Origin of the sequence: Acinetobacter sp. WC-743 (assembly GCF_000335555.1) — a bacterium.
In the GTDB taxonomy this organism is placed as follows: Bacteria; Pseudomonadota; Gammaproteobacteria; order Pseudomonadales; family Moraxellaceae; genus Acinetobacter; species Acinetobacter bereziniae.
On sequence record NZ_AMFQ01000009.1, the window covers coordinates 60,557 to 87,122 of the forward strand.

Annotated in this window: 23 protein-coding genes and 1 riboswitch; of the genes, 13 read left to right on the forward strand and 10 right to left on the reverse strand. The window is 39.9% G+C overall.

Annotated features, from left to right (window positions below):
* The first annotated feature begins 348 nt into the window (after positions 1-348).
* Positions 349-1,401 carry a LacI family DNA-binding transcriptional regulator gene (locus ACINWC743_RS00985; protein WP_004825556.1) on the forward strand — a complete coding sequence of 351 codons (1,053 nt, stop codon included), beginning with the start codon at positions 349-351 and terminating at the stop codon, positions 1,399-1,401.
* Positions 1,402-1,675: 274 nt separating this feature from the next.
* Entirely contained in the window at positions 1,676-2,857 is a 1,182-nt protein-coding gene (locus ACINWC743_RS00990; protein WP_009583989.1) for a maltoporin, read from the forward strand.
* Between the two features lie 78 nt (positions 2,858-2,935).
* Here ACINWC743_RS00990 and ACINWC743_RS00995 read toward each other — a convergent pair whose 3' ends face one another.
* Complete coding sequence (locus ACINWC743_RS00995) at positions 2,936-4,423, reverse strand: YifB family Mg chelatase-like AAA ATPase (RefSeq protein WP_009583986.1); 1,488 nt, start codon at positions 4,421-4,423, stop codon at positions 2,936-2,938.
* A 71-nt stretch (positions 4,424-4,494) separates the two neighbouring features.
* Complete coding sequence (locus ACINWC743_RS01000; RefSeq protein ID WP_004825547.1) at positions 4,495-4,722, reverse strand: accessory factor UbiK family protein; 228 nt, start codon at positions 4,720-4,722, stop codon at positions 4,495-4,497.
* A 291-nt stretch (positions 4,723-5,013) separates the two neighbouring features.
* Between ACINWC743_RS01000 and glnK the strand changes: the two genes are divergently transcribed.
* The 9 genes from glnK (at position 5,014) to ftsW (ending at position 14,120) form a co-directional block, all read left to right on the forward strand.
* The gene (gene glnK, locus ACINWC743_RS01005) at positions 5,014-5,352 is read left to right on the forward strand and encodes a P-II family nitrogen regulator (protein ID WP_004725283.1); all 339 of its coding nucleotides are present in this window, start codon (positions 5,014-5,016) and stop codon (positions 5,350-5,352) included.
* Positions 5,353-5,419: 67 nt separating this feature from the next.
* Entirely contained in the window at positions 5,420-6,823 is a 1,404-nt protein-coding gene (gene amt, locus ACINWC743_RS01010) for an ammonium transporter (protein WP_004825546.1), read from the forward strand.
* Positions 6,824-6,983: 160 nt separating this feature from the next.
* On the forward strand, positions 6,984-7,448 hold the full coding sequence (gene nrdR / locus ACINWC743_RS01015; protein ID WP_004825545.1) for a transcriptional regulator NrdR: 465 nt from the start codon (positions 6,984-6,986) through the stop codon (positions 7,446-7,448).
* 32 nt (positions 7,449-7,480) lie between these two features.
* Positions 7,481-8,593, forward strand: a complete 1,113-nt coding sequence (gene ribD, locus ACINWC743_RS01020; RefSeq protein WP_009583993.1) for a bifunctional diaminohydroxyphosphoribosylaminopyrimidine deaminase/5-amino-6-(5-phosphoribosylamino)uracil reductase RibD — start codon at positions 7,481-7,483, stop codon at positions 8,591-8,593.
* The gene (locus tag ACINWC743_RS01025) at positions 8,590-9,894 is read left to right on the forward strand and encodes a DNA adenine methylase (RefSeq protein ID WP_004825539.1); all 1,305 of its coding nucleotides are present in this window, start codon (positions 8,590-8,592) and stop codon (positions 9,892-9,894) included. The genes ribD and ACINWC743_RS01025 overlap by 4 nt, the downstream gene beginning before the upstream one ends.
* Before the next feature lie 94 nt (positions 9,895-9,988).
* Positions 9,989-10,648: a riboflavin synthase gene (locus ACINWC743_RS01030; RefSeq protein ID WP_005034441.1), complete on the forward strand. Its 660-nt coding sequence runs from the start codon at positions 9,989-9,991 to the stop codon at positions 10,646-10,648.
* 110 nt (positions 10,649-10,758) lie between these two features.
* Positions 10,759-11,304, forward strand: a complete 546-nt coding sequence (locus ACINWC743_RS01035; RefSeq protein WP_004825534.1) for a VTT domain-containing protein — start codon at positions 10,759-10,761, stop codon at positions 11,302-11,304.
* Positions 11,305-11,553: 249 nt separating this feature from the next.
* Positions 11,554-12,900 carry a UDP-N-acetylmuramoyl-L-alanine--D-glutamate ligase gene (gene murD / locus ACINWC743_RS01040; RefSeq protein ID WP_005034438.1) on the forward strand — a complete coding sequence of 449 codons (1,347 nt, stop codon included), beginning with the start codon at positions 11,554-11,556 and terminating at the stop codon, positions 12,898-12,900.
* Positions 12,901-12,923: 23 nt separating this feature from the next.
* Positions 12,924-14,120, forward strand: a complete 1,197-nt coding sequence (gene ftsW, locus ACINWC743_RS01045; RefSeq protein ID WP_004825531.1) for a putative lipid II flippase FtsW — start codon at positions 12,924-12,926, stop codon at positions 14,118-14,120.
* A gap of 107 nt (positions 14,121-14,227) precedes the next feature.
* On the opposite strand, the gene gluQRS is transcribed toward ftsW, so the two are convergent.
* The 7 genes from gluQRS to ACINWC743_RS01080 form a co-directional block, all read right to left on the reverse strand.
* Complete coding sequence (gluQRS, locus tag ACINWC743_RS01050) at positions 14,228-15,145, reverse strand: tRNA glutamyl-Q(34) synthetase GluQRS (protein WP_009583977.1); 918 nt, start codon at positions 15,143-15,145, stop codon at positions 14,228-14,230.
* A gap of 5 nt (positions 15,146-15,150) precedes the next feature.
* Positions 15,151-15,678: an RNA polymerase-binding protein DksA gene (gene dksA, locus ACINWC743_RS01055; protein ID WP_004825526.1), complete on the reverse strand. Its 528-nt coding sequence runs from the start codon at positions 15,676-15,678 to the stop codon at positions 15,151-15,153.
* 208 nt (positions 15,679-15,886) lie between these two features.
* Complete coding sequence (cpdA, locus tag ACINWC743_RS01060) at positions 15,887-16,696, reverse strand: 3',5'-cyclic-AMP phosphodiesterase (RefSeq protein ID WP_009584007.1); 810 nt, start codon at positions 16,694-16,696, stop codon at positions 15,887-15,889.
* 9 nt (positions 16,697-16,705) lie between these two features.
* The gene (locus ACINWC743_RS01065) at positions 16,706-17,326 is read right to left on the reverse strand and encodes an NUDIX domain-containing protein (RefSeq protein WP_004825520.1); all 621 of its coding nucleotides are present in this window, start codon (positions 17,324-17,326) and stop codon (positions 16,706-16,708) included.
* Positions 17,327-17,400: 74 nt separating this feature from the next.
* Positions 17,401-19,296: a phosphomethylpyrimidine synthase ThiC gene (thiC, locus tag ACINWC743_RS01070; protein WP_004825518.1), complete on the reverse strand. Its 1,896-nt coding sequence runs from the start codon at positions 19,294-19,296 to the stop codon at positions 17,401-17,403.
* A 135-nt stretch (positions 19,297-19,431) separates the two neighbouring features.
* Positions 19,432-19,565, reverse strand: a riboswitch (TPP riboswitch).
* Between the two features lie 53 nt (positions 19,566-19,618).
* On the reverse strand, positions 19,619-20,674 hold the full coding sequence (locus tag ACINWC743_RS01075) for a hypothetical protein (RefSeq protein ID WP_009583995.1): 1,056 nt from the start codon (positions 20,672-20,674) through the stop codon (positions 19,619-19,621).
* Positions 20,675-20,740: 66 nt separating this feature from the next.
* Complete coding sequence (locus tag ACINWC743_RS01080) at positions 20,741-21,820, reverse strand: hypothetical protein (RefSeq protein WP_035299954.1); 1,080 nt, start codon at positions 21,818-21,820, stop codon at positions 20,741-20,743.
* 386 nt (positions 21,821-22,206) lie between these two features.
* Between ACINWC743_RS01080 and phoU the strand changes: the two genes are divergently transcribed.
* On the forward strand, positions 22,207-22,929 hold the full coding sequence (gene phoU, locus ACINWC743_RS01085; RefSeq protein ID WP_009584000.1) for a phosphate signaling complex protein PhoU: 723 nt from the start codon (positions 22,207-22,209) through the stop codon (positions 22,927-22,929).
* Positions 22,930-23,021: 92 nt separating this feature from the next.
* On the opposite strand, the gene ACINWC743_RS01090 is transcribed toward phoU, so the two are convergent.
* Positions 23,022-24,299: an O-acetylhomoserine aminocarboxypropyltransferase/cysteine synthase family protein gene (locus ACINWC743_RS01090; protein ID WP_005034422.1), complete on the reverse strand. Its 1,278-nt coding sequence runs from the start codon at positions 24,297-24,299 to the stop codon at positions 23,022-23,024.
* A gap of 236 nt (positions 24,300-24,535) precedes the next feature.
* On the opposite strand from ACINWC743_RS01090, the gene ACINWC743_RS01095 reads away from it, so the two are divergent.
* A complete protein-coding gene (locus ACINWC743_RS01095) occupies positions 24,536-26,113 on the forward strand; it encodes an esterase-like activity of phytase family protein (RefSeq protein WP_009583985.1) in 1,578 nt (525 codons plus the stop codon).
* The last annotated feature ends 453 nt before the right edge of the window (positions 26,114-26,566 follow it).

The window sequence follows — 26,566 nt, forward strand, 5'->3', positions numbered from 1 at the left end:
TACACAAATAGTTTTTAGATTGCTTTAAATGGTTCTGTTCAAGATCAATAGACGTTGGTGTTGTCGGTGATCGAAGCGAAACCACTTGCTTCGATCTGCTTTAAAACAAATGGAAAAATTTAGTGGTCGCTGGTTTTAATCCATTTCCATTGTTTTTTGTCCTCATAAGTTCCTTCTTATGTGGTTTATGTTTGTTTTAGGAACGTTCTAATTAATTTTGGAACGTTCCAAAAAAAATATAGAATTACTACATGGCGATGTCAATATATTTTTTAAAGAAGGGAAAATTAACTAAAAAAGAAATGGTATGCTACTAGCACTTCGACGCAGGTTAATGAGGTATCTCACTTGAGTAGCAAAGCACCAAAAAGTAAAGCCACCATTATGGATATTGCGAAAGTTTCGGGTGTTTCCAAATCAACCGTCTCTTTAGTCTTGAATAATAGTGAATTGGTCAAACCTGAAACTGCTGAAAATGTTCGAAAGGTCGCTGCTCAACTGGGTTATATCTACAATCGTAGTGCGGCTAACTTGCGTCAAGGGGTAAGTAATATTATTGGTGTAGTCGTCAATGATTTAACCAATACCTTTTTTGTCGAGTTATTGATTGGTGCGGAGAGAAAACTTTTAGAATCAAACTTTACCACTTTGCTTGCACATACAGCTGAAGATCATGCTTTACAACAGCAAGTTATTGTCACTATGCGTGAACATAAAATTGCGGGTTTGATTATTTGTCCTACTTTCGATACCTCGCCTGAATTGATCTCGATGTTAAAAAAATGGGGGGTGCCTTTTGTTATGGTAATGCGCTCTTTGGAAGGAGAGATCTGTGATTTTGTGGGTGCAGATAATCGACTTGGTATCCAACTTTTAACTCAACATTTAATCGATTTAGGACATAAAGAAATCGGATTTATTGGTCGCCATACGGGTTATTCAGTCAGTTTAGAGCGCTTGCAAGGGTTTAAAGATTGTTTGGAAAAAAATGGATTAGCTTGTAATGAGCAATGGATCATTGATGGTCCAATTAGTCGTGAAGGTGGGAAATTAGGTATTGCTCAATTACTTGATTTAGAGCATAAACCTTCAGCCGTAATTTGTTACAACGATTTGATCGCAATCGGTGTTTTAAGCGAATTGGATCGACGTGGTTTAAAAGCTGGTAGAGATATTGCTGTCGTGGGTGGAGATGGAATTTCAGAATCAGAATATTGTAGTCCTCCGTTGACTACCGTTGCTCATCAACCAGAAAAACTCGGTGAAATCGCAAGTGAGTTATTGTTAACTCGAATTAAAAAACCAGAGGCACCTCCTTTAAAGTTTTTGCTGAAACCAAAGCTAATTGTACGTGAGTCTTGTGGCAGTCAAAAACAACCGTCTGAGCATAAGACCAATTAAATATAAAGCACTTAACACCCTGCATAGATCTGATATAAATATCGTGATTTATTGTTTTTGTTTAAAAAAATTAAAAATCAAGGCTTAAATACTTCTATAAATTGATATTGACAGATTAAATTTGTATATCTATATTTTTTGGAACGTTCCAATTTATTATGGAACGTTCCATTGTTAGAAATTCAATATCAGAAATTGAATATTAGAAATGAAAATTGCATTTGTAATATCGAGATATTGATGAAGCATAAAAATTGATTAAAAAGGAATTTTAATGAAAAAATTAATTGGATTGATTGGGATCACCAGTATTTTTAGTAGCTATCCAGCTTATGCAGTAGAATTACACGGTTATTTTCGTACAGGAATAGGGACTAGCGAAAACGGCAATATTCAAGAATGTTTTAAATTAACTGGTGCTCCCACCAAATACCGTTTGGGCAACGAATGTGAACAATATGCGGAGTTTTCTGCCAAGCAACCTATCGCAAATTTTAAGGACGGTTCACAGCTCAGTATCAATGGGATGGTGCAGTTTTATAATGTATATGGACAAGCACTTAAGTTTAGTGGAGACAATGGCTACACACGATTGAATCAAATTTATCTGGATTGGCGTAATCTTGCTGTGCTCAATGGCGGAAATTTTTGGGCTGGACGAAGATATTATAATCGTAATGATAGTCATATGACGGACTTCTTTTACTGGAACCAAAGCGCAACAGGTTTCGGTATAGATAGTTATGATCTGAATGATTACAAAATCAGTTATTCCTTCTCACGAAAAGACAATTTATTTCAAGAGGAGATGGCATCCAAGCATGATCTCACTGTAAAAGGGATAAACATCAACCCAGACAATGAGTTACAGCTAGGAGTTTCTTATATTGATCATCAGCAAAACAATGGATGGTCGCTTATTGTTCAGGATATTCAAAAGCATCGTTTCAACGGCAAGAACACGGTTGCTTTGCAATATGGAGAAGGACCTGGAACAGGATTAAGTTATACAGGTGATGTCAATTTAAGTCGAAATAATACAACATTTAGAACGCTTGAAATGTTTGATTGGCAGACAGAGTCGAACCGTTTCAATGGGCAAATGCAAGCAGTCTATCAAAAAAATAATTTTAAGGATTTGCCGAACACGGAATGGATTTCATTGGGTTCAAGAACTTCTTATGTATTGAATGATAAAGTCAAAATTACGGGAGAACTTGGATTTGATCAGATCAAAGATACAGAAAAGAGAAATTTAACTAAGCTTACACTTGCACCAACTTGGGCGTTCAAAGGTACCAAATATTATGATCGACCAGAGCTTCGGGTCTATTACACCTATGCAAATTGGAACAATGCTGAAAGAAAATTAAGGGATCAAATGATGTCAGATAGTGATTTTGTTGCCTCCAATCACGGTTCAAACTTCGGGATTCAATTGGAAAACTGGTGGTAATGCTTGTTTAGCGAATAAAATATCCATTTTGACTGGCATTTCAGTGAATTACTGGAATGCCAGTATTGATGTTGATCTTTAAGACTGCGTTCCCCGATAAGACAAAGCTTCTGTCAAATGCGTACTTTGAATTTGCTCACTTTGTGCTAAATCTGCAATGGTCCTTGAAACACGTAAAATTCGATGATATGCCCGCGCAGATAAGTTTAAGCGTTGTTGTGCCATCTCAATCATCTTTTGGGATGTTTCATCCAAAACTACATACTTTTCCAACTGTTTTGGCGTTAAAGCGTGATTTAATCCGCCTTGGCGTTGAATTTGAAAATGAAAAGCTTGAAGTACGCGTTCTCGCACTGTTGCTGAATCTTCAACAGGAGTTGTATCTTGTAATTCTTGAGCTTTTAATGGTGGTACATCGATATGTAGATCAATACGGTCTAGTAACGGACCTGAGATTCGACTTTGATAACGTTTGATTGATTCAGCTGAGCACTGGCAACGGCTATCTTGATTAAAAGCATAACCACAAGGACATGGATTCATTGCTGCGATGAGTTGAAAATTTGCTGGAAAGGTAATTTGTCTTGATGCTCTTGAAATGATGATTTCTTTAGACTCAAGGGGTTGCCTTAAAACTTCTAGGACTTTCTTATCAAACTCGGGCAATTCATCCAAGAAAAGTACCCCTAAATGTGCAAGTGTAATTTCTCCGGGTTTCGGGTTTGATCCACCTCCCACCAAGGCAATTGCAGAAGCAGTATGATGAGGTGCTCGAAAAGGTCGCTGCCCAAAGTGATGTTGAGTGTTGGCAATGGAATAAATACTGGCGACTTCGAGATTTTCTTGTGGATTCAATGCAGGCAAAATACTAGGTAAACGTGAAGCTAAAAGTGTTTTACCTGTTCCTGGTGGTCCTTTAAATAAAAGCGAGTGTCCACCTGCAGCGGCAATTTCTAGAGCTCTTCGAGGGCGTAACTGACCTTTTACATCAGCCAAATCAAATTTATATTGTTTGTCCAAAGTAGATTTTTGTGTGGAGGTTACTTCAATTTTCTGTGTATTTAAAAAATGATCACAGACTTGTTTTAAATGATGTGCAGCAAATACCTTGAATTCGGGTAATTGTGCGGCTTCATCAGCATTTTCTTGAGGAAGCATCAATTGGTGTTTTGCCAATTGACAAGCCATTGCAATCGTTAATGTGCCTGTAACAGGTCTTAAATGACCATCCAGTGCTAACTCACCAATAAACTCGAAATCGTCTGTGACATTCTCAGGGAGTTGACCTGTCGCAATCAGAATTCCTAATGCAATCGGAAGATCTAAGCGAGAGCCATCTTTAGGAAGGTCTGCAGGTGCCAGATTGATGGTCAAGCGTTTGGTTGGAAATTGAAAACCACTATTGATAATTGCAGAGCGGACACGATCCTTACTTTCACGAACGGCTGCTTCTGCCAAACCAACAATCGTTAAAGAAGGTAGTCCTGCACTAACATGGACCTCTACTTCAATTAAAGGTGCATGCAATCCAAGTAAGCCTCGTGTATAAATTTTGGCTAAAGACATTGTTATTTTCCAAGTTTGCTTTATTTTTAATCATTATTATAATTTTTGCACCACTTTTGTGCAAATTTAGTTTATTTTTTATGCTGAATAAGCACCTCAAGTGCTTTTACTTGCGCTTGTAATTCAGTCAATCTTAAATTGGCATTATTTAGTGCAGTTTTTTGACGCTCGATTTCATCTTTAGAGACAATGTCCATTTTGCTAATAGCTTCGTTCAATAAGGCACGTAGGTTATGTTCGATATCTTTTTTAGGTTGATCGACTTGTTCCAAAATTGCTTGTAGTAATGTTTCAATCATGAGGAATCCAAAATGTTGATATTCTTTGCCTAGTGTAACATCGTGTATGGATTTTTACTTGAGTAATTTTTATTGGTTTATCAAGGCATCAAAGATAAGAAAATCGTGAGTGAATTTTAAAAAAATTGATCATTATTGTGAGTTTTTTCAAGTTGAAACTTCACCTAAGGATATACAATAGGTTATAAAGGCAATACGTGTTGATTAAATTAGCCACCCCAACCGTTAATAAGATTGGCACGAAAATTGAACATAAAACCTTACTGGTGAAATAAGCCGAAGGAAAACAATATGAAGCTCGTAACTGCAATTGTAAAACCGTTTAAATTAGATGACGTGCGTGAAGCCTTGTCTGATATAGGCGTTCAAGGGATTACCGTAACTGAGGTTAAAGGTTTTGGTCGTCAAAAAGGGCATACAGAACTTTACCGTGGTGCTGAATATGTCGTGGATTTTCTCCCAAAAGTGAAAATTGAAATCGCGATCAGTGATGACATGGTAGATTCAGTGATTGAATCTATTACACGTGTTGCGAGCACTGGGAAAATTGGTGACGGAAAAATTTTCGTGACGAATTTAGAGCAAGTGATTCGTATTCGTACAGGTGAAACAGGTCCAGACGCTGTTTAATTTGGCACGAAGATTGCTGGTTATGTTGATGAAGACATAACTCACAAAATTAGGTTGGGGGATACGAATGAAAAAAATGCTATTAGCGCTCAGCCTGTCTGGCGCACTTCTTGGCGGATCAGTTGCGTGGGCAGAAGAAAGCGTAACTGAGCCTGCATCTACCGCTGTTGCATCAGCAAGTGATGTCAGCACAGCGACAACAGATACCACAGCAAGCGTTGCACCTGAGGCAACTGCAACAGTTGCACCTGCACCAGAAGCAGAGAAACCAACACTCAACACAGGCGATACTGCGTGGATTTTAGTGTCTACAGCATTGGTCTTGCTGATGACGATTCCAGGTTTGGCATTGTTTTATGGTGGTATGGTTCGTAAGAAAAACGTACTGGCAACAATGGCACAAAGTTTCACTGCTGCAGCAATTGTAAGTATTGTATGGGTGGTTGTGGGGTACTCACTAGCCTTTGGATCTGGCAATGCTTTTATCGGTGGGTTAGATAAAGCCATGTTGTCTGGCATCACCACAGATGCGCTGAGCGGAAGTATCCCTGAAATTCTATTTGTTATTTTCCAAATGACTTTTGCGATTATTACAGTTGCCATTATTAGTGGTTCTGTGGCTGATCGTATGAAGTTCAGCGCTTGGATCAGCTTTATTACCATTTGGGTGATTGTTGTTTATGCTCCGATTGCACATTGGGTGTGGGGTGGTGGTTGGTTAATGAATGACGGTGCACTTGATTTTGCAGGTGGTACAGTGGTTCATATCAACTCAGGTGTTGCTGGTTTAGTTGCTGCATATTTACTCGGTAAACGTATGGGCTTAGGTAAAGAGTCTATGGCGCCACATAACTTAACTTTAACTGTATTGGGTGCGAGTCTGGTATGGGTAGGTTGGTTTGGTTTCAATGGTGGTTCAGCTTTAGGTGCTAATGGTTCAGCAGCATATGCTTTGGTGACAACTCAAGTTGCAGCAGCTGCAGCTGCAATCGCTTGGTTAGTGGTTGAGAAGATTGTTCGTGGCAAAGGCTCTGTATTGGGTGCAGCATCAGGTGCGGTTGCAGGTCTTGTGGTGATTACGCCAGCTGCGGGCTTTGTAACCGTCAGTGGTGCATTGATCATGGGCTTGATTGGTGGTGTGGTATGTTTCTGGGGAATCTCTGGTCTTAAACGTATCTTGAAAGCAGATGACTCTTTAGATGCCTTTGGTCTACATGGTGTGGGCGGTATCGTGGGTGCAATTTTAACAGCAGTTTTTGCAAGCTCGTTCATTATGGGTGACAAAGCGCCAACCAACATGATGCATCAATTATGGGTTCAAGTAGAGGGTGTATTGGCAACGATTGCTTACTCGGCAGTGGTAACATTCATTCTTCTTAAAATTATCGATGTGGTGATTGGAATCCGTGTTGAAAATGATGATGAACGTATGGGCTTGGATTTAAGCCAACATGGTGAACGCATCGAATAATTAAAATGATGAGAACAATAGCTTTTTAGAATAATAACTATATATAGTATTAAACAGCCCGTGAGGGCTGTTTTTTTTCCATATCTTGCGAAACCCTCAACAAAAACCTGTTTTTTTGCTACACTAGCTGAAATTATGAATTTTGCTTAATTAAACCACTATGCATTGTCCATTTTGTAACGCTGCAGATAGTAAAGTGATCGATTCCCGTTTGGCTGCTGAAGGTAGTCAGATTCGTCGTCGCCGTGAATGTATCAGTTGTGGCGAACGTTTTACCACTTTTGAAAGTTATGAAGTAGTGATGCCACGTGTAACCAAGTCTGATGGTAAAAATGAACCATTTGATGAAGCAAAATTGCGTCGTTCTTTGATGCATGCTTTGCAAAAAAGACCTGTGACTCAAGAGCAAATTGAAACAGTCATTAGTGATATTCAATTGCAAATTCGTCGTTTAGGTGAACGTGATGTGCGTTCACGTACCATTGGCGAAATTGTTATGAAATCTTTGTTTGCACTTGATCATGTGGCATATGTGCGTTTTGCTTCGGTTTATCAGGATTTCCAAGATATTGATGCTTTTCGCCATCAAATTGAGCAAATGCAAGCACGTGGTCAAGACCACTGATTTATTTTTCATAGGATTAAATTAGGAATTTTATGTCTGAGTTGGATTCAAACTCTAAGTCTGAAGATGCTGTCAATATCGATCAGGTTTGGATGCAGAAAGCGATTGAGCTCGCCAAGCTTGGACAGTATTCCACACGACCAAATCCAAATGTTGGTTGCGTTATTGTCAAAGATGGAGTCCTCATTGGAGAGGGTTTTCATCCCCAAGCCGGACAACCTCATGCAGAAGTGTTTGCAATGCGTCAAGCTGGAGCGTCTGCAAAAGGCGCAACGGCTTATGTGACTTTGGAGCCTTGTGCACATTATGGTCGTACACCACCTTGTGCAAAAGGTTTGGTTGAAGCAGGTGTGGCAAAAGTTATCGTTGCATGTGCAGACCCAAATCCACTTGTCGCAGGTAAAGGTGTAGAAATTTTACGTCAGGCTGGAATTGTTGTTGAAACAGGTGTTTGTGAACAACAAGCCACCCAACTCAACTTAGGTTTCCTAAAAGCAATGGCAACGGGTTTACCTTATGTGCGTTTAAAAGTCGCTTCGAGTCTAGATGGACGCACCGCTATGGCATCAGGTGAATCCAAATGGATTACTGGTGCTGAGTCTCGTCAAGATGTACAACATTGGCGTGCTATTTCAGGTGCAGTGATTACTGGGATTGAGACCATTTTGGCGGATGATCCTCAGCTCAATGTTCGAAGTTTAGCCAATGTGGAACTGGAAAAAGTCGTACAGCCGAAACGTGTTATCTTAGATCGGAAAGGTCGCTTACCGTTGACCGCTCAAGTGCTTAAGCATCCTGAAACAGTGATGGTAATGGGACCATTTCGTCGGGAATTGGCTGAACTTGGCGTGGTGCAATTAGACGTCCAGTCATTGAAAGATTTATTAGGCACTTTAAAAGATTTTCAAATTTATGATGTGTTGGTTGAAGCTGGTGCAACCTTATCGACTGCATTTTTACAGGAAAAACTGGTTAATGAGTTAATCAGTTATGTTGCTCCGACTTTTTTAGGGCAATCAGCACGACCAATGTTTAATGCAGAATTTGAAACCATGGCACAACAATTACGTTTTATGCTTAAAGATGTTCATCAATTTGGTGATGATATTCGTTTAAGACTTCTCCCTGCGCAAGAGTCAGTATGAATTCAGAGTTAACATCATCGGTTTATCATAAACGTCGCCATGCTGCGCGTACAACAGATGAATATCTTTTTCATCAGTTGGTTCCTTATTTGGGAAACAAGCGGCGTTTGTTGCACCTGATTCTCGAAGCGCTCGAAATTACTGGAACATTGAATCCTAAAGGTAAACGTGCGCCTATTTTTGCAGATTTTTTTGCAGGTAGCGGAGTCGTTTCACGTTTGGCTCGTCAAAATGGCTATCGTGTGATTGCCAATGATTGGGAGCCTTATAGTCATGCCCTGAACCATGCCATTCTTGCTTGCACCGATGCGCCTGCATTTAAAGAATTGGGTGGCTATCAAAAAGCCATTGATTATTTAAATCGTTTACCTGAAGTCAAAGGTTGGGTGACGCATAATTTATGCCCACGTAATGATGAGATTTATGACCCAGCGCGCGATCGTTTGTTCTTTAAGCGTCGTAATGGTATGCGTATCGATGCAATTCGCCAACAGATTGCGACATGGCAGGCACAAGGCGCTATTGATGATGTTGAAATGAGTGCCTTACTTGCCCCTTTGCTTTACTCAGCCAGTTTTGTCAGTAATACCAGTGGTGTATTTAAAAGTTTTCATCATGGCTGGGGCGGAAAGACTCAAACGGCATTAGAACGAATTGAATCACTGTTGTGGTTAACACCAAGCCGTTTTAGTGAGGTGGGTGACAATAAGCAAAAAACACCAATGGCGGAAATGTGGTGCGTGGATGCACAGCATTTGGCAAACCAGATGAGCGGTTTTGAAGTGGATGTGGCGTATTTAGATCCTCCTTATAACCAACATGCTTACAGCAGTAATTATCATGTACTCAATTCATTAACCCTTTGGGATCAAGTCGATCTACCTACACCAGACACCAAAGGTTTTAAAAGTGGCATTGATCGCGCATGGCGAAAAGAGCGTCCAAGCCCATATAACTCGTCCAAGCATGCACAAGAAGCTTATGAGAGCCTGTTGGAAACCATTAATGCACGTTATATTCTCACCAGTTACTCCACTGATGGAAATATTGAAGCCAAAGATTTATTGGCGGCAAATCTAAAACGTGGCAAAGTTACCTTGTTGACACAGGATGTTCCGCGTTATCGCGTCAGTAAACAACGTCAGTCAGAGCGTGCTCGTGTACTTGAGTTTATTGTCATTACCGATACGCATGCCAAGTCTGGACCACCTTTGCGTCAGCTTTTGGGGCAACTTTACCATTTTGCTGAGTTGGGTGGTGTGGATACATCGGGTGTGAGTACACAACTGGCTTTATGGTAATCTTGTTATCTTCATCTTTAAATTAAAGCTGGGGATATGCTAATCAACACAATAGATATTCATCAGCCCTCAGATTGAGGCAGTAGGTCGTAGTATGTTCACAGGCATTGTTGAAAGTTTAGGTAAAGTTGACAGCTTACAAAGCGTAGGTGGTGATGTGCGCTTGCGTATTCAGACTGACCTAGATATGTCTGATGTACATTTGGGTGATTCTATTGCTACCAATGGCATTTGCTTAACGGTGATTGACTGGGGAGACAATTGGTATGCTGCCGATGTTTCTCGTGAAAGTCTGAATCGTTCAACTTTGGCAAGTTGGAACGTTGGACAAGTGGTCAATGTTGAAAAAGCAATGTTGCCAACCACACGCTTTGGCGGTCATATTGTCAGTGGGCATGTCGATGCAGTGGGTGAAATTACCGTAGTTCGTTCAGATGCACGTTCGCTATATTTTGAGGTAACTGCACCTGTTGAAATCGCTAAATATTTGGCTGAAAAAGGCTCGATCACTGTAGATGGAATTAGCTTAACCATCAACCATTTACGTGGCAATATTCTTAGTCTCAATTTGATTCCACATACTGCTGAACGTACCAATATTGGAACATGGAAAGTGGGCGCCAAGGTGAACTTGGAAGTTGATGTATTGGCACGTTATATCGAGCGTTTACTGCTCGGTGATAAAGCCGCTGAGGTTAAAGCTGAATCAAAACTGAGCATGGAATTTCTCGCTAAGAATGGTTTTTTAAAATAACTCAAATAGACGCTAAGATCGAAAAAGCCTAATTAATTTAGGCTTTTTAATATTTACATGGTTAAATTAGACTAATATATTGTGGATACTTCTTTGAAGAGAGTTGAGTATTGCTTGATTTTTTATTGCATTTAGAACAATTATTGCCCACTTTCTTAGAAAATTATGGGCTATGGATTTATGCTATTTTGTTTTTGATTATTTTTGCAGAAACTGGCTCAATCTTTATGTTTTTTCTCCCCGGTGATAGCTTATTGATCGCTGTTGGTGCCCTATGCTCGACTGCTGAATCGGTTCATCTTCATTATATGGGGGTGTTGCTGATCATTGCTTCTATTTTAGGTTATATCGTCAACTACTATACAGGGCGAGCTTTAGGCTTTAAGTATTTTCATGCGCATTCACGTTGGTTTAAGCCTGAATATATTAAAAAGACCAATCATTATTTTGAGCGTCATGGGGGTAAAACGATTCTTGTTGCACGTTTTGTACCTTTTGTTCGTTCGTTCGCTCCATTCGCAGCAGGTGCAGGACATATGAAAATGCCTGTATTCATGCTGTATAACGTGTTGGGTGGCTGGATTTGGATTGCGCTGTTGTTGGGTGCAGGTTATGGGGCAGGTAATCTACTGTCGCTATTGATCGATTCATTCTAAACACATTGAGAATAGATACCAATCAGCCGAATGTTGGGTACAACATTCGGCTGATTGGTATCTATCATATGATCGCAGGTTATCATCGAAGAAATTTAAAAAAGCCATCGCAATAAATCAGAATAATATGACGATATTTTTACGCACTGACACAAAAAAAACTTCAGAAACTGCAAACATAAAAAGCTTTCAAATCGCCAAAGTGCTAACATTTTGCAAGTTTTAAAATCTTAATGCTGGTGGGCAAAAATGTTGATACAACGTGGTGGTTTAAAAGTTGTGGCTGGGCTTGGAATTTCAGGCGTTTCAGCTGTAAATTTTCTGCATGAAAATGGCTACCGTGTTGCAGTCACTGATTCACGTCAACTCCCACCAGGACACGATCAAATTCCAGCAACAGTGCAAACCAGTTTTGGTAAATTGGACCAAGATTTGCTGTTGCAAGCGGAAGAAATTGTCATTAGCCCGGGATTGGATATTAAACTGCCAGAGATTCAAGCGGCGATCGCCAAAGGGATTCCAGTCGTCAGCGAGATCCAGATTTTGCGTCGTGCAACAGATAAACCAATTGTTGCCATTACTGGCTCAAATGCCAAGAGTACGGTAACGACCTTAATAGGTTTAATGGCGCAGGATGCAGGCGTTAAAGTTGCTGTTGGAGGCAATCTTGGGCGCCCAGCCTTGGATCTAACGCGTGATGATCCTGATGTCTATATTCTTGAACTGTCGAGCTTCCAGCTTGAAACCACTTCAAATTTAAATGCTGAAGTTGCTGTGGTGTTAAATATGAGTGAAGACCATTTGGATCGTCATGGTGATATGGCGGGTTATCATGCGGCGAAACATCGTATTTTCCAAGGTGTGAAAAAAGTGGTGTTTAACCGTGATGACTCTCTCACTCGCCCGTTGGTTCCAGATGTAACCCCAATGCAAAGCTTTGGTCTCAATGCACCTGATTTAAAACAATACGGTATTCTCAGAGAAGACAATGGTACGATCTGGTTAGCGCGTGGTCGTGAACGATTGCTGAAAAGTTCGGAGATGTACATCCAAGGTACGCATAATGTTGCGAATGCTTTGGCATGTTTGGCTTTAGGTGAAGCGATTGGTCTACCGATAGACAAGATGTTGGAAACACTCAAGACCTTCAAGGGTTTAGAACATCGTTGTGAATTCGTTAAAGAAGTGGCGGGTGTTCGCTATTATAATGATTCTAAAGGGACCAATATTGGAGCAACTTTGGCTGCTTTAGATGGTTTAGGTGCTGCAATTGAAGCGCAAGGTGGCAAAGTGGCGATTATTCTAGGTGGTCAAGGCAAAGGGCAAGATTTTACTGCTTTACGCCAGTCCTTAGAAAAATATGCCAAACTGGCGGTACTGATCGGTGAAGATCGACCTGTGATCGAAAAAGCAATTCAAGGCACAACTGAGCTATTGCATGCTGAAACGCTACAGGAAGCTGTGGCGCTGTGTCAGCAACATACGCAAGCACAGGATGTGGTGTTATTATCACCAGCATGTGCAAGTTTTGATATGTTTACAGGTTATCCGCAACGCGGTCATCGCTTTGTTGAATATGTAAATGCGCTAAACTAAAAGAATCATAAGGAAAATAAAGTATGGCTGGGTTAGCTCAGACGACAATAAGTAAACTTCATCAAGCGTATGAACGTTGGATGCCAAAATTGCCCGCAGAAATTACCCCACGTAATGTATTGCTGTTTTGTGTCATCTCACTATTGTGTATCGGTACCGTGATGGTTGCTTCAGCGTCAATGCCGTATGCGGAGCGGATGCATGAAAACGAATTCCATTATGTCATTCGTCATGCGATTTCAATTGTGGTGGCTTTTCTAGCCGCTGTAGTGACCTATCGGATTTCGCTGAATCTGTGGTTTAAAAACACCTTTCCTTTGTGGTTGATCACTATTCTACTTTTACTTGCAGTTTTAGTGGTGGGAACAGAGGTAAACGGTTCTACACGTTGGATTCGTGTCGGCGGCTTCACCTTACAGGCGACAGAAGTTGCCAAGGTGATGATGGCAATTTTTACTGCTGATTATGTGGTTCGTCGTGCTGAAGAGGTTCGAAACAATATTAAAGGCTTGGTTCGACTCGGTGTCGTAATGTTACTGACGGTAGGATTAATTATTGCAGAGCCTGATCTCGGGGCAACAGTGGTGATTGCGGTATCGATGTTAGGGGTGTTTTTCCTTGCTGGCGCGCCGATGATTCAGTTTGGTTTCGCTTTTGGTGCCATTCTGGTTGCGTTTGTTTCCTTGATTGTATTCGAACCTTACCGTTATGAGCGTTTGATGTCATTCTCTAACCCATGGGCTGACCCTTTAGGTTCGGGTTATCAATTGTCCAATGCCTTGATGGCATTTGGGCGAGGTGAGTGGTTTGGAGTCGGTTTAGGGCACAGTATTCAAAAGATGTCTTATCTGCCTGAGGCGCATACAGACTTTATGTTGGCGATCTTGGGTGAAGAGTTTGGTTTCTTTGGGATTGCGACGGTGTTGTTGCTTTCATTTGTGATGCTGATTTGTTGTATTCGAATTGGTCAGCGCGCTTTAAATCATCAGTATTTACGTGCCGGCTATTTGGCTTACGGAATTAGTATTATTTTCTTACTGCAAATTCTGGTCAATGCAGGCATGAATATGGGCATGTTGCCAACCAAAGGTTTGACCCTTCCATTTATTAGTTATGGGGGGTCATCTTTGATTATGTGCGCAGTCATGATCAGTTTGATTTTAAAAATTGATGCAACAACCAAAGAAGCCAACCCAGCAAGGGAAGAATCGAGTTTCTAGAATTTTCCTTAGCTTGAATACTTCAAAAGCCATTTGTGATCAAATGGCTTTTTTGTGAGATGTGCTGTGAACTTATAGCATTTTTATTGTTGATATAAGCACTGTAATTATTGATAAATGCCGGTTAAATGGATGCCTTGGGGGATACGTGAAATATCCCATTGTTGCACAGCTTGAGCCAACATGTGTGCAGGCTGATCTAAGTCTACAGGTGCCTGACCCAATGCGAGAATTGCCTGTGAAAGTAGGGGCGCTGCATTTTCAATATTTAGTGCATGAGCAAGATTTTGCTTTGAGAGCTTTTGACCTTGTTCATTCATGGCGAGCGGAAGGTGCATATACTCAATTGCTGGATAGCCAAGAAGTTGCCCTAGCCATATTTGACGTTCAGTATTATCCAATAAGTCTGAACCACGTACGATATGGTTAATTCCTTGTAAATAGTCATCTACAACGACTGCCAATTGATAGTTGATGATGCCGTCACGGCGCTTAAGGACAAAGTCACCAAGATCATGTTGTAAGTTAGAGCAATGTAGCCCTTGCAAACGATCATGGAAGCAAATGTTTTGATCTGTGACTTTTACACGAATGGCTTGATCTTTAAACTCAAGCTGTTTATCTCGACATGTGCCTGTATAGATATGGTTTGAACCGAGAATCTTTCGAGTACACGCACAAGCATATACCCAATTGTGTTGTTTGAGCTGGTCGATAACAGATTCATAAATTGCAATGCGTTGTCTTTGATAAATGATTTCAACATCAGATTCAAATCCAAAAGCATTTAAACATTGTAAGATGTGTTGTTCGCTATCGGGATAGATGCGAGGAATATCCGTATCTTCTATACGGACGATCCATTGCCCTGCATGTGCTTTTGCATCGCAATAACTGGCAACAGCAGTAATTAATGAACCGAAGTGTAAAGGACCTGTGGGCGAAGGTGCAAATCGTCCTTTATATTGGTCATGCTTCCCCCCTTCCTTAACATCAGGAAGGGTCGGGGAGGAATGTGCAGACACAGTGTTTAACCGTTGTTTTGCTTCTCTTTGATCTCTGCAAGTGTTTTACAGTCGATACATAAAGTTGCAGTAGGACGTGCTTCTAAACGACGTAAACCGATTTCGATACCACAAGTTTCACAGAAACCATAGTCATCATTTTTAATGGCTTCGATAGACTGTTCGATTTTGCGAATCAATTTACGTTCACGATCACGAGTACGTAATTCAATTGCAAACTCTTCTTCCTGTGTTGCACGATCGTTTACATCAGGTAAAGAAGAAGATTCGTCTTGCATCGTGTTTAAAGTGCGATCCACTTCCGACATTAACTCTGCCTTCCAAGCCAGCAAAATTTGACGGAAATGTTCGAGCTGCCCCTCAGACATATATTCTTCATTTTTCTTTGGCTGATAAGGCTCGATACCGAATAGACTTGCTGTAGTACCGTTTTCATTGGTCTTTGGCTTGGCTTTGCGTACACGCTTTGCAGACTTGTCATCCGTCAATGCTGTTTGCTCATCCAAGACTTGATTTTGGTTGTCATTCGCCATAAAGGGCATTCCTCATCATATACGTACTATCTATACGCAAAAAATATGGTGATATGCAAGTATTTTTATCACTACCAACAGAATGAATCTATCGGGGGCGTCATCATATAGATTTTTTTACAAAGATGAAAGTCATCTCGCCCTGACTTCGACTTTCTGCATATCTTGTTGGACGAATAACTTAATGGAAAAAAAACAAAATGAAAAGCTAGTAACCTGAAATTTCTTCATTAATTGTAACATTGAAGTGGTCAAGTCGATGTACAAAGGTCTCAAACTCACCATTGGCTTTTAAATGTAAGCAACGGTAACCAGGTGCAATCGGGTCAAATGAAAACTCTTGGCTAAGCGGTTTAAATTGGACACAGGTGGCTGGTGTAGAAATAAACTGTATGCCATTCCACTCGTTATAAGACTCTTGATGTACATGCCCATGTAATAATAGCTTGATATTGTTAAATGGTTCGAGCACTGCTTTTAATTCATCGGCATTTTTTAATTTGTGTTGATCTAGCCATTTTGAGTGCATTTCAAAAGGATTGTGATGACAGGCAACAATCACAAATTTGTCTCGAAGTTGCTCTAAGCGTTGTTTTAGGCGAACCAATTGTTCAGGTTGAATCTTTCCATCTGTACGCCCACTCACTGTACTGTTAAGCAGAATAATGCACCATTGATCAAGCTCAATCACTGTGGGTTCTGGTTCAGGTATATGAAAGGGGAAAAAGCTCAGATTGTCATGATTTCCTGGGATATGATAAAAATCAATGCCAAAGCCCCGCATATAATTTAAATAGCGTGCATAGGTTTCTGGATAAGCTGCTTGGGCCAAATCCCCAGTATGTAGAATCAAATCAGCATTTGGAAAGCGCTGCTGAACATCTTCCATAACGGCATGAAAGCTTTCCTCAGGGTTGATCCCGACAAACTTTGCATCAGGCTTATCCATTAAGTGTGTATCTGTGATCTGTATGATCACTTTATCTTTATCGGTTTGCTGCAATATCTTTGATTGCATGTCTTTCCCCTAGACATTTTCAAGTGTACGCAAGTGCTGTTGTAGCCATTGTAAAGCCATTATCACTGGTGCATTTTTTAAACGATTACTTTGTAATAATATACTAAGATCTGCATAGTCGATGATATGAAGTTGAATATTTTCACCTTCATCGGGCATTCCAAAAATACCGCCTTCGGCAGGCAACTCCGCTTGAGCAGTATAAAGATGAAAAATTTCATCACATGCGCCAGCCGATGGATAGAAACTAAAAAGAGCTTGAATATGTTCAAGCTCACAGCCAGATTCTTCAAGACTTTCTCTTCGAATACAGGTTTCTGGAGATTCATCACCATCCAATACCCCTGCAATAATTTCTAATTGCCAAGGTGAAATCGGGTCATCAATTGCACCAACGCGAAATTGTTCAATCAGTGCGAATTTTTGTTGTTGATCATTATAAATCAAAACACCCGCGGCTTCTTTGCGACGAACTAACTCACGTTGGATGTTTGATGTATATTCGGTTTGGTTAAATAATCGGTGCTGCAAGCTGACTTTTTCGACTTGAACAAAGCCCTGAAAAGCATATTCTCGAGATTGAATTTTTACATCGTTATGGGTGTAAGTTGCTTGCTGAATGATGTTCATGTGTGTAGTTAGGATGAAACATATTCACTTCATCCTAACTGAGAAATAGGCAAAGGCAAAAGTTTTTTTTAACTTTACACTTTGTGGTACAACTTTTGTCCTTGCTCATGATAGACAGATTTCATGGTTTTTAGACCATCCTCTATCACCGTTTGGCTTGAAGTCGCTTGCTCAGCATGTTGCTGATTTTGTGCGTAGTCACGAACATTTTGGGTGATTTTCATCGAACAAAACTTCGGTCCGCACATGGAGCAGAAATGCGCTGATTTATGTGCTTCTTTCGGCATGGTTTCATCATGCATAGAGCGAGCGGTATCAGGGTCCAAACTCAGATTGAATTGATCCTCCCAGCGGAATTCAAAACGTGCTTTAGAGAGCGCATTGTCGCGTACTTGTGCGCCTGGATGACCTTTAGCTAAATCTGCTGCATGTGCGGCGATTTTGTACGTGATGATGCCGTCTTTAACATCTTTTTTGTTGGGTAATCCCAAATGCTCTTTTGGTGTGACATAACACAGCATTGCTGTACCATACCAACCAATCATTGCCGCGCCTATCGCAGAGGTAATGTGGTCATAACCAGGTGCAATATCCGTTGTCAGTGGTCCAAGTGTATAGAATGGTGCTTCCTGACAAACTTCAAGTTGCAAGTCCATATTTTCTTTGACCATATGCATTGGAACATGCCCTGGACCTTCAATCATCACTTGAACATCATGTTGCCATGCACGATGGGTGAGTTCACCCAAGGTGCGTAATTCTGAAAATTGTGCTTCATCATTGGCATCTTGGATACAGCCTGGACGTAAACCATCACCTAGACTGAACGAGACATCATAAGCTTTCATGATTTCACAGATTTCATCGAAATGCGTATAAAGGAAATTTTCTTCATGATGCGCCAAACACCATTGCGCCATAATTGAGCCACCACGTGACACAATCCCCGTCAAACGATTTGCGGTTAATGGAACATAGCGCAATAACACACCTGCATGAATAGTAAAGTAGTCCACGCCTTGTTCTGCTTGTTCGATCAAGGTGTCTTTAAAGATTTCCCACGTCAGGTCTTCTGCAACCCCATCGACTTTCTCAAGTGCTTGATAAATCGGAACAGTACCAATTGGTACAGGAGAGTTGCGAATAATCCATTCACGTGTTTCATGAATATTTTTACCCGTCGACAGATCCATAATGGTATCTGCGCCCCAACGTGTTGCCCATGTCATTTTTGCAACTTCTTCATCAATCGATGAACCCAGTGCAGAGTTACCAATATTGGCATTGATCTTAACCAAGAAATTACGTCCGATAATCATCGGTTCACATTCTGGATGGTTAATATTTGCAGGGATGATGGCGCGACCTTCAGCGACTTCTTTGCGCACAAATTCGGGTGTGATTTCCATCAGATTATGTGCACCAAAATTTTGTCCTGCATGTTGACGCATATCGACGCCTTCACGCTGACGTTGATTTTCACGAATCGCAATATATTCCATTTCTGGGGTGATGATTCCTTGCTTGGCATAATGCATTTGGCTGACATTATGTCCTGCTTTGGCGCGACGAGGCTTTTGAATATGTGCAAAACGGATTTCAGCTGTACGAATATCTTTGAGGCGCTCTTGTCCGAACTTAGACGTTAGGGTATTTAAGCGTTCAGTGTCGTTACGTTCAGCAATCCATGTTTCACGAACATTGGGCAAACCTTGATTGAGGTCGATCTTGACATTCGGGTCGGTATAAACCCCTGATGTGTCATAAACCATCACTGGTGGATTTTTTTCCCCACCTAAACCTGTAGGGGTATCGGTGAGTTCAATTTCACGCATCGGAACCTGAATGTCAGGGCGTGAACCTTGAATATAGACTTTTTTAGATGCGGGTAAAATTCGAGTGAGATCTTTGGCTTCTTGCTCATGTTGAGCCAATTGATCAGCAGGGGATAGATTCGTTAATTGGTTCATTACAATGATCCTTATGAATGACATCAACGAATCAAGCACGACCAAAAACGGTGGCAAATTTAGTCTATTTGATGCAGCACTATGACCAAGAGCATGATGCTGTATTTCTAAAAAATAGATAAACTTTGGGCTGTCAGTTTTTAGATGCTTGATTCCTACGCAGGTCTTAACCTGATCAGGTTCAACGGTACTTTAGTTTAAGTTTTGGCAAGGAGATGCAAAACTGACTAAATCTCAGCGAGGAATTACTCGCGCTCCGTCAAGCGATGTTTAAATATTAGCATGTTCTCATCGGGAATGTGATGACATGCTCCTATCAAATTTAATTATTTTTTTGAGCAAGAATCTCTTCAACCTGCTTTCTTATTTTTTGTTCAAATGCTGTACGTTGCTCTTGAATGCTTTGTTGTTCAGGGGTTTCATCTTGAGTATTTTCTCTAGATGGCTTTGGCATTTGTTGCCAAAGCGTTTCACTCTTATTGATCAAATTTAGGAAGCTTTGTGCAGTCTGACGGCTTGCCGTTTGGCTTTTGGTAACTTTCTCAATGGCTTTCATGGCTTCTTCATCTGCAATTTTGTCATCATCAAACCATAGGGTACGGGTATTGTCATCGCCTTGAAAAAGAGCACGACGATATTGTTCAATGTTTTCTGAAACTTGAGGTTTATAATGGTTTTTAGGGTAGTCTTTATTGAATTTTTCCCAAAATAATAAGCGGTTGGCGACTTCATCAAAACTAATTGCCAATCCAGCATCCAGTATATAGTTTGCTCCTGTATACTCTTTACGGATTTGTTTAAAATAAACTTGATCTGATTTTTCTAAAGAGGGTGCAAAAATATCGAGATCATATTGTGGATTTCGGGTAAACGTATATTCACCTTCACCCACATAAAATTTTTCTAAATATAAGTCTTTTGCATGATCTACCAAGTATTTCTCACTCGGTTTTAACTTTTTATATAGTTCTTGTTTTTGCTTTGCTGTCATAGACTGACCTTCTGCAAGAGAATCAGTCAAATATTGGAATACTTGAGGTGAAGCATCCATCACAAGTTTCTGATAAATGTCTTCAGATTTTGCTTGCCATTGATAACGAGTTTTTAAGGGTACAATTGATAAACAGTTTCTAAACCATTGATTGAGATCATGCAAATCCTCAGCAACCACTGTTTTTTCTAACTTTTGAATACTTGAATCGATTTGGCTACAATCTTGAGCAGGTCCTTTAGGACGAGAGGCTTCAGTGGCATCAATCTCAGATGTAGATGTTTTAACTGCTTCAGTTTTTTGATTATTTTCATGTTTTTGACAAGCACTGAGCAAGGTAAAAATAAAAATAGCAGCTAATGGAACACTTTTTTGTAGAAAGTTCATGGTATGACAATTGTTGTGAGTTTTTTGAATAGTGAAAGGATAATAAAAATTGAGCTGAAAAGAAATCTATGTATTAGAACAAATTGCATCACTAAAGCAGTCTTTTTTGACATGTTTAAAATCAATTGGACTTAAATTTAAATATTGATTGAGTTGAGAAAGTGCCAATAATTGAGGGCGATTTTCTAATTTTAAGCGTTCTTTTTCACTGATTTGAATTTTTTGTTGGCGTTGTTCAGGCGTCATTTGTACGAATTGTATAAATTTCTTGGCTTGGACTGAAAGCTCCCCTTCATTTGTTTTAGACAAATGTTCGATGACCAACCAACTTGAGGCATCTATATCATTTTGATTTTCAAAATTCATCGAAATGGGCGAGCCTTCTGTACCTAAAAATAACAAGCTGCTGTAAGCATTTTTTAAAAAGCGCGCGTCATGTAGAAAAATGGTATTTGGATACGTCACAAGATATTCTTGCCAAAATTTAGCGCGCTTGGCAATTTCATCAGGCTCAAGGTTCAATTTATTATTTTTGAAAAGCGGTTGCGCATTTTGCTCTGCCAGATTTTCGATAAATACTTGTTCAGGTGCTTGCAGATAAGGTGCAAAAACTTTTGCCAAATACTGCGGGCTTCGGCGATAGTTGATTGCATCCTCAGTCTGGTCTGTTAACTCAATATAAGCCTGTCCTTTATGGCGCAATAAATATTGATCGCGCAAATTGAGTTGTTCAAATTTATTCTGCTGAATGGTGGGATATGCTGCCTGATCTAACACATAGGTTTCAAATGCTTGCTGTTGTTCGGATGTTCGATCTATTTGTAGAAATTGTTGGTACATCTTTTTGGATTGATGCATGAGTTCCATTTGTTCTGTAGATTTTAACAAAGGTAAGCACATGCGAATGTCTTGATTCACCTGTTCAATCGCTAAAGTTGTTCTTTGCGGATTAATTGCCAACATTTCATTTTTTAGATTTTGACAAATTTGCGTCAGATCAGGAACAGGATTTTCTGTTTTTGGTGCTTCCTTTGACTCTTGTACGATATCCGTTGTTGGTTTTTGACACGCGACCACCACCAAGCCACTCAAAACTACGAGTATGCTCGAAATGAGATAATGAATAGGGTTGCGAGGAAATTTCATTAGACCGATATAACAAGGAAGCTCAATGTGGTACTTTGCTATTGTCGCTGAATCAAAGCTAAATAAATGAAATATTTTGTAGTTTTGTGATAATGAAACGTTACGATTTTAACGGAAATGGCAAATTTTTTCATGGCTATGCAGCGTTCATTTATTGAATAATTTGCCTAAAAATAAGCCTGCGGTTTATCTTAAATTAAATGTCAGTATATATAAATTATATAAAGTGAGTGCTATGATTTGAGCTAAATCTTGAAGATGAAAATCAACATTGCTTCAATGAAAGTTCATCTAAAAGAAAAATACTTGTCATAAAATGTTCATCATTGCTATGGTTTAATATTAAGTCTAAAAAGTCGCATTTGTTGCCTGTGGAGTATCAAACTTTGAGCCCAAGTAATCCTGTATTAAACCATCACATTTCTTCACAATTCAATGAAGATCTACAGGATGTAAATACCAAATTTATGACCATGGGTGGTTTAGTAGAGCAACAAGTGGCAAATGCGGTGCATGCTTTGTTAGATACCAATGCCAATATGGCAATAGATGTGCAGTTTCAAGACAATACCGTCAACCGTTATGAACGTGAAATCGATGAAGCACTGACTTTGATTTTGGCACGTCGTCATCCCGCGGCAATTGATTTGCGCATGGTGATTGCGATGAGTAAGGCAAACACGGATTTAGAACGGATTGGTGATGAAGCCGCAAAAATCGCCCGTATTGCACAGACATTGTGCGAAGAAGGTGAGTCACCTCGTGGCTATATGGAAACACGCCATATTGGCAATCAAGTTCGTGTCATGATTCATGATGCTTTGGATGCTTTTGCCCGTGTCGATGCTGAACAAGCATTAAAAGTTTTGTTGGCAGATGCAGATATTGACCGTGAGTATCAGTCGGCAACACGTACACTCATGACGTATATGATTGAAGATCCTCGACATATTAGTCGTGTTATTAATGTGATGTGGGTATTGCGCTCATTGGAGCGTATTGGTGATCATGCACGTAATATTTCAGAACAAGTCATTTATATGGCGAAAGGTTTTGATGTGCGTCATACCAACATTGAAGAAATTGAACAAAAAGTTCAAGGAAAATAATTTAACGTAGCTTAAAGACTTAAACAAAAAGACCTGAATTATTCAGGTCTTTTTTTGGGGCATCGGTTTTGAAAAAACGTCAACTCAACGAATTAAACTTGTGCCAAGGCTTGCTCTAAATCTGCAATCAAATCATCAATATGTTCAATGCCTACAGATAAGCGAACCATATCAATACTGACCCCAGCCGCTTTTAATTCTTCTTCATTGAGTTGGCGATGAGTCGTGGTTGCTGGATGACATGCCAAGCTTTTGGCATCACCAATGTTGACTAAACGAGTAAAGAGTTGTAGGGCATCAATAAAACGAGTTCCACCTTCACGACCATCTTGTACTCCAAAAGATAAGATGGCAGATGGTTTACCTTTGACATATTTTTGAGCTAAGGCATGTTGTGGATGGTCTTTTAAACCGGCATAGTTGACCCATTGCACTTTAGGATGTGCTTGCAAGTATTCTGCAACTTTTTGTGCATTCTCAGTATGACGTTCCATACGTAAACTGAGCGTTTCTAAGCCCTGTAAAATAAGGAATACACTGAGTGGGCTAATCGCAGCACCAGTGTTACGTAAAGGCACAACACGCGCTCGCGCTATATATGCGGCTTCACCTAAGGCTTCTACATAATTCACACCATGATAACTTGGATCAGGTGTATTTAAGACTTTAAAACGTTCAGGATATTTACCCCAAGGGAATTTCCCACTGTCTACAATGGCGCCGCCAATGGAGTTGCCATGACCACCAATGTATTTCGTCAAAGAATGTACGACAATATCAGCACCATGTTCAAAAGGCTTGAGTAAGGCAGGGGTAGCAACAGTATTATCAACAATGACAGGAACGCCGTATTCGTGCGCGATTTTGGCAATCGCCTCAAGATCGATAATATTGCCCAATGGGTTGCCGATTGATTCAACAAAGACCAGTTTGGTTTTTTCATCAATCAGGTTGCGCAGTGCTTCAGGATTTTGGTAATCAAAAAAACGTACTTCAATGCCTTGTTTCGGCAAAGTATGCGCAAATAAATTGTATGTTCCACCATATAGCGTCGATACAGATGCAATATTATCGCCAGCTTCGGCAATGGTTTGAATCGAATAGGTGATTGCTGACATGCCCGAAGCCAATGCTAAAGCACCGATTCCACCTTCAAGTGCAGCCAGACGTTGTTCAAGCACAGCTGTGGTTGGATTCATGATACGGGTATAAATATTGCCTTGAACTTTGAGATCAAATAGATCTGCACCATGCTGGGTATTATCAAAGGCATAGGATGTCGTTTGATAAATTGGAACAGCAACGGCTTTGGTTGTTGCTTCTGGTTCATAGCCTGCGTGAATGGCAAGTGTTTCGTCTTTATAAGTCATATTCCGTCAACTTTTTATTAAAATTCAATAGAGTGTAACAAATAAATATATGAAGTAAACAAGGGTTTCTATATTTTAAAATCATAAAAAAAGATAAAGACAAAGTCTTAGCGATGTGCCGTTTACACAGAATTGAATATGTAAATACCGAATATCGCTTAGTTGAGTCACTGTCATGTTGATGTCACTTGCCGAAATTAGTATTGGAATTTCCATTAAATCAGGCACTAAGTACAATGAATAAAGCACAGATAAGTAAACTGACAATTCGTAAAACCACTTTAACTTTAGTTTTATGTAGTTTATTCGGCTTAACAGCATGTTCAGATGATGATAATAAAGACTCAACCAACAGCAAAACACTTACTCAAAGTATAAGTTTAGCGTTTGGCGATGAGGCTTGTGTGATGGGAGGAACACGTGTTCAAAGCGGGGTAGATAGGAATGGAAATGGTCAACTGGAAGCCAGTGAAGTCACAAAAAATGAGGACAGTTGTAAACCGAATTTATTTGCTCAAGGCGTCGCATTACCATTTACTGTACTCGCACGACATGATGCAAATGGCACGACCATTGATAGTAGCTTTGATATTCGTCAAGGTGGTTTTGGTTCTGATGCCACTGCTCACCCGACAAATAAAAAGCAATTCTATGCTTTGACAGATCGAGGACCGAATGCTGACTTTACTGACAAGCTGTATGGTGCAGGTAAAGTGTTTGCGATTCCTAATTATGTTCCCAAAATTGGTTTGTTTGAAATTCAGGACAATGGCACCGTCAAACTAATCAAAACCATTAATTTGAAAGACCGTAATGGTAAAGATATTTCAGGTTTACCCAATACCTCAGCTTTTGGGGGGACTGGAGAAACTCCTTATGATGTGAATGGTAAAGTGATTACTGTAGATCCAACCAAACCGTTTGATGCAGTGAATAATCCCATCAAATTGGATGATTATGGCTTAGATAGTGAAGGGCTAGTTGCACTTCAAGATGGCACGTTTTGGGTCAGTGATGAATACGGTCCACATATTGTACATTTTGATGCCAATGGCAAGGAAATCGGGCGAATTAACCCATTTAAAGCAGATCAACGTAATCAATGGACGCTACCTAATGAATTTAGTTATCGCCGTGCCAATCGAGGAATGGAAGGGCTCACCATTACACCAGATCAAAAAACTTTGGTGGGCATTATGCAGTCGACCATGAGTTTGCCGAATAAAAGTGTCAATAAATCAACATTGACTCGTATAGTGACCATTAACCTTGAGACAGGTAAGGTTGCACAATATCTCTATCAGCAAGAACTTCCTGAGAACTCCAACTCCGGGATTATTGCATTAAGTGCAACACAATTTTTAGTGCTGGAACGGGACGGTCTTTTTTATAAAGACACCACAAAGGTAATTAAAAATGTTTATCGTATTGATTTAACTCAAGCCACCAATTTAGAAGATATTAAAGATCAAAAGGATTTCAAACAGGATGACAAGATCGGTTTAACGATCGCGGGTAAAACACTGGAAGAATTCCAGTTGGAAAAAGGCTGGGATGGTTTAAAAGCATTGAATATTGTTCCAGCACCCAAAACATTGGTACTCGATATGGGTAAAGCGGTGAAATATCCACATGACAAAATAGAAGGCATATGGTTGATTAATAACACCACCTTAGGTGTATTAAACGATGATGATTTAGGATTGTGGAGTAATGCAAAAGGAATGGAGCAAAAATTTCTGGATACAGCGCGAACAAGAGTCGATATCAATACCTTATACATCATGGATAAATTGAATTTGAAAGGGCAATAAGTACTTTGAAAGAGCCGTCAAATTGGCGGCTCTTTCAATCTTATGTGTTGAATAACAGCAAGCATTAAAATAAAAAACGATACTCATACCTTGGTGCAATGTATAGCCACCAGTTTTAGTCCTGTGCAAGCCTTAATTTGGTTGTCATCCAACCAACACATCCAGACTGCATCTACAGTTTATATCGCAATATCAGACGAACTTTGATTTCATATCTCGTTTGAATAAAACTCAAGGTCGAACTCTTTTGAAGAACGAATCTGAAAAAGCGTGTTTGAAAATATCTCTATCTAATTGGACAAATCTGAACAAAAATAGATAAATTCAGCGTATAATTAACAGCATTTATTTAAGGATTTGTCCGCATTTCATCTGTGGATTGCCTTGTAAGTTAAAACAAACAATGAATGCTGTGAAACGAAGAAAACCGTAAATATGTTTTTGAGTTTTATC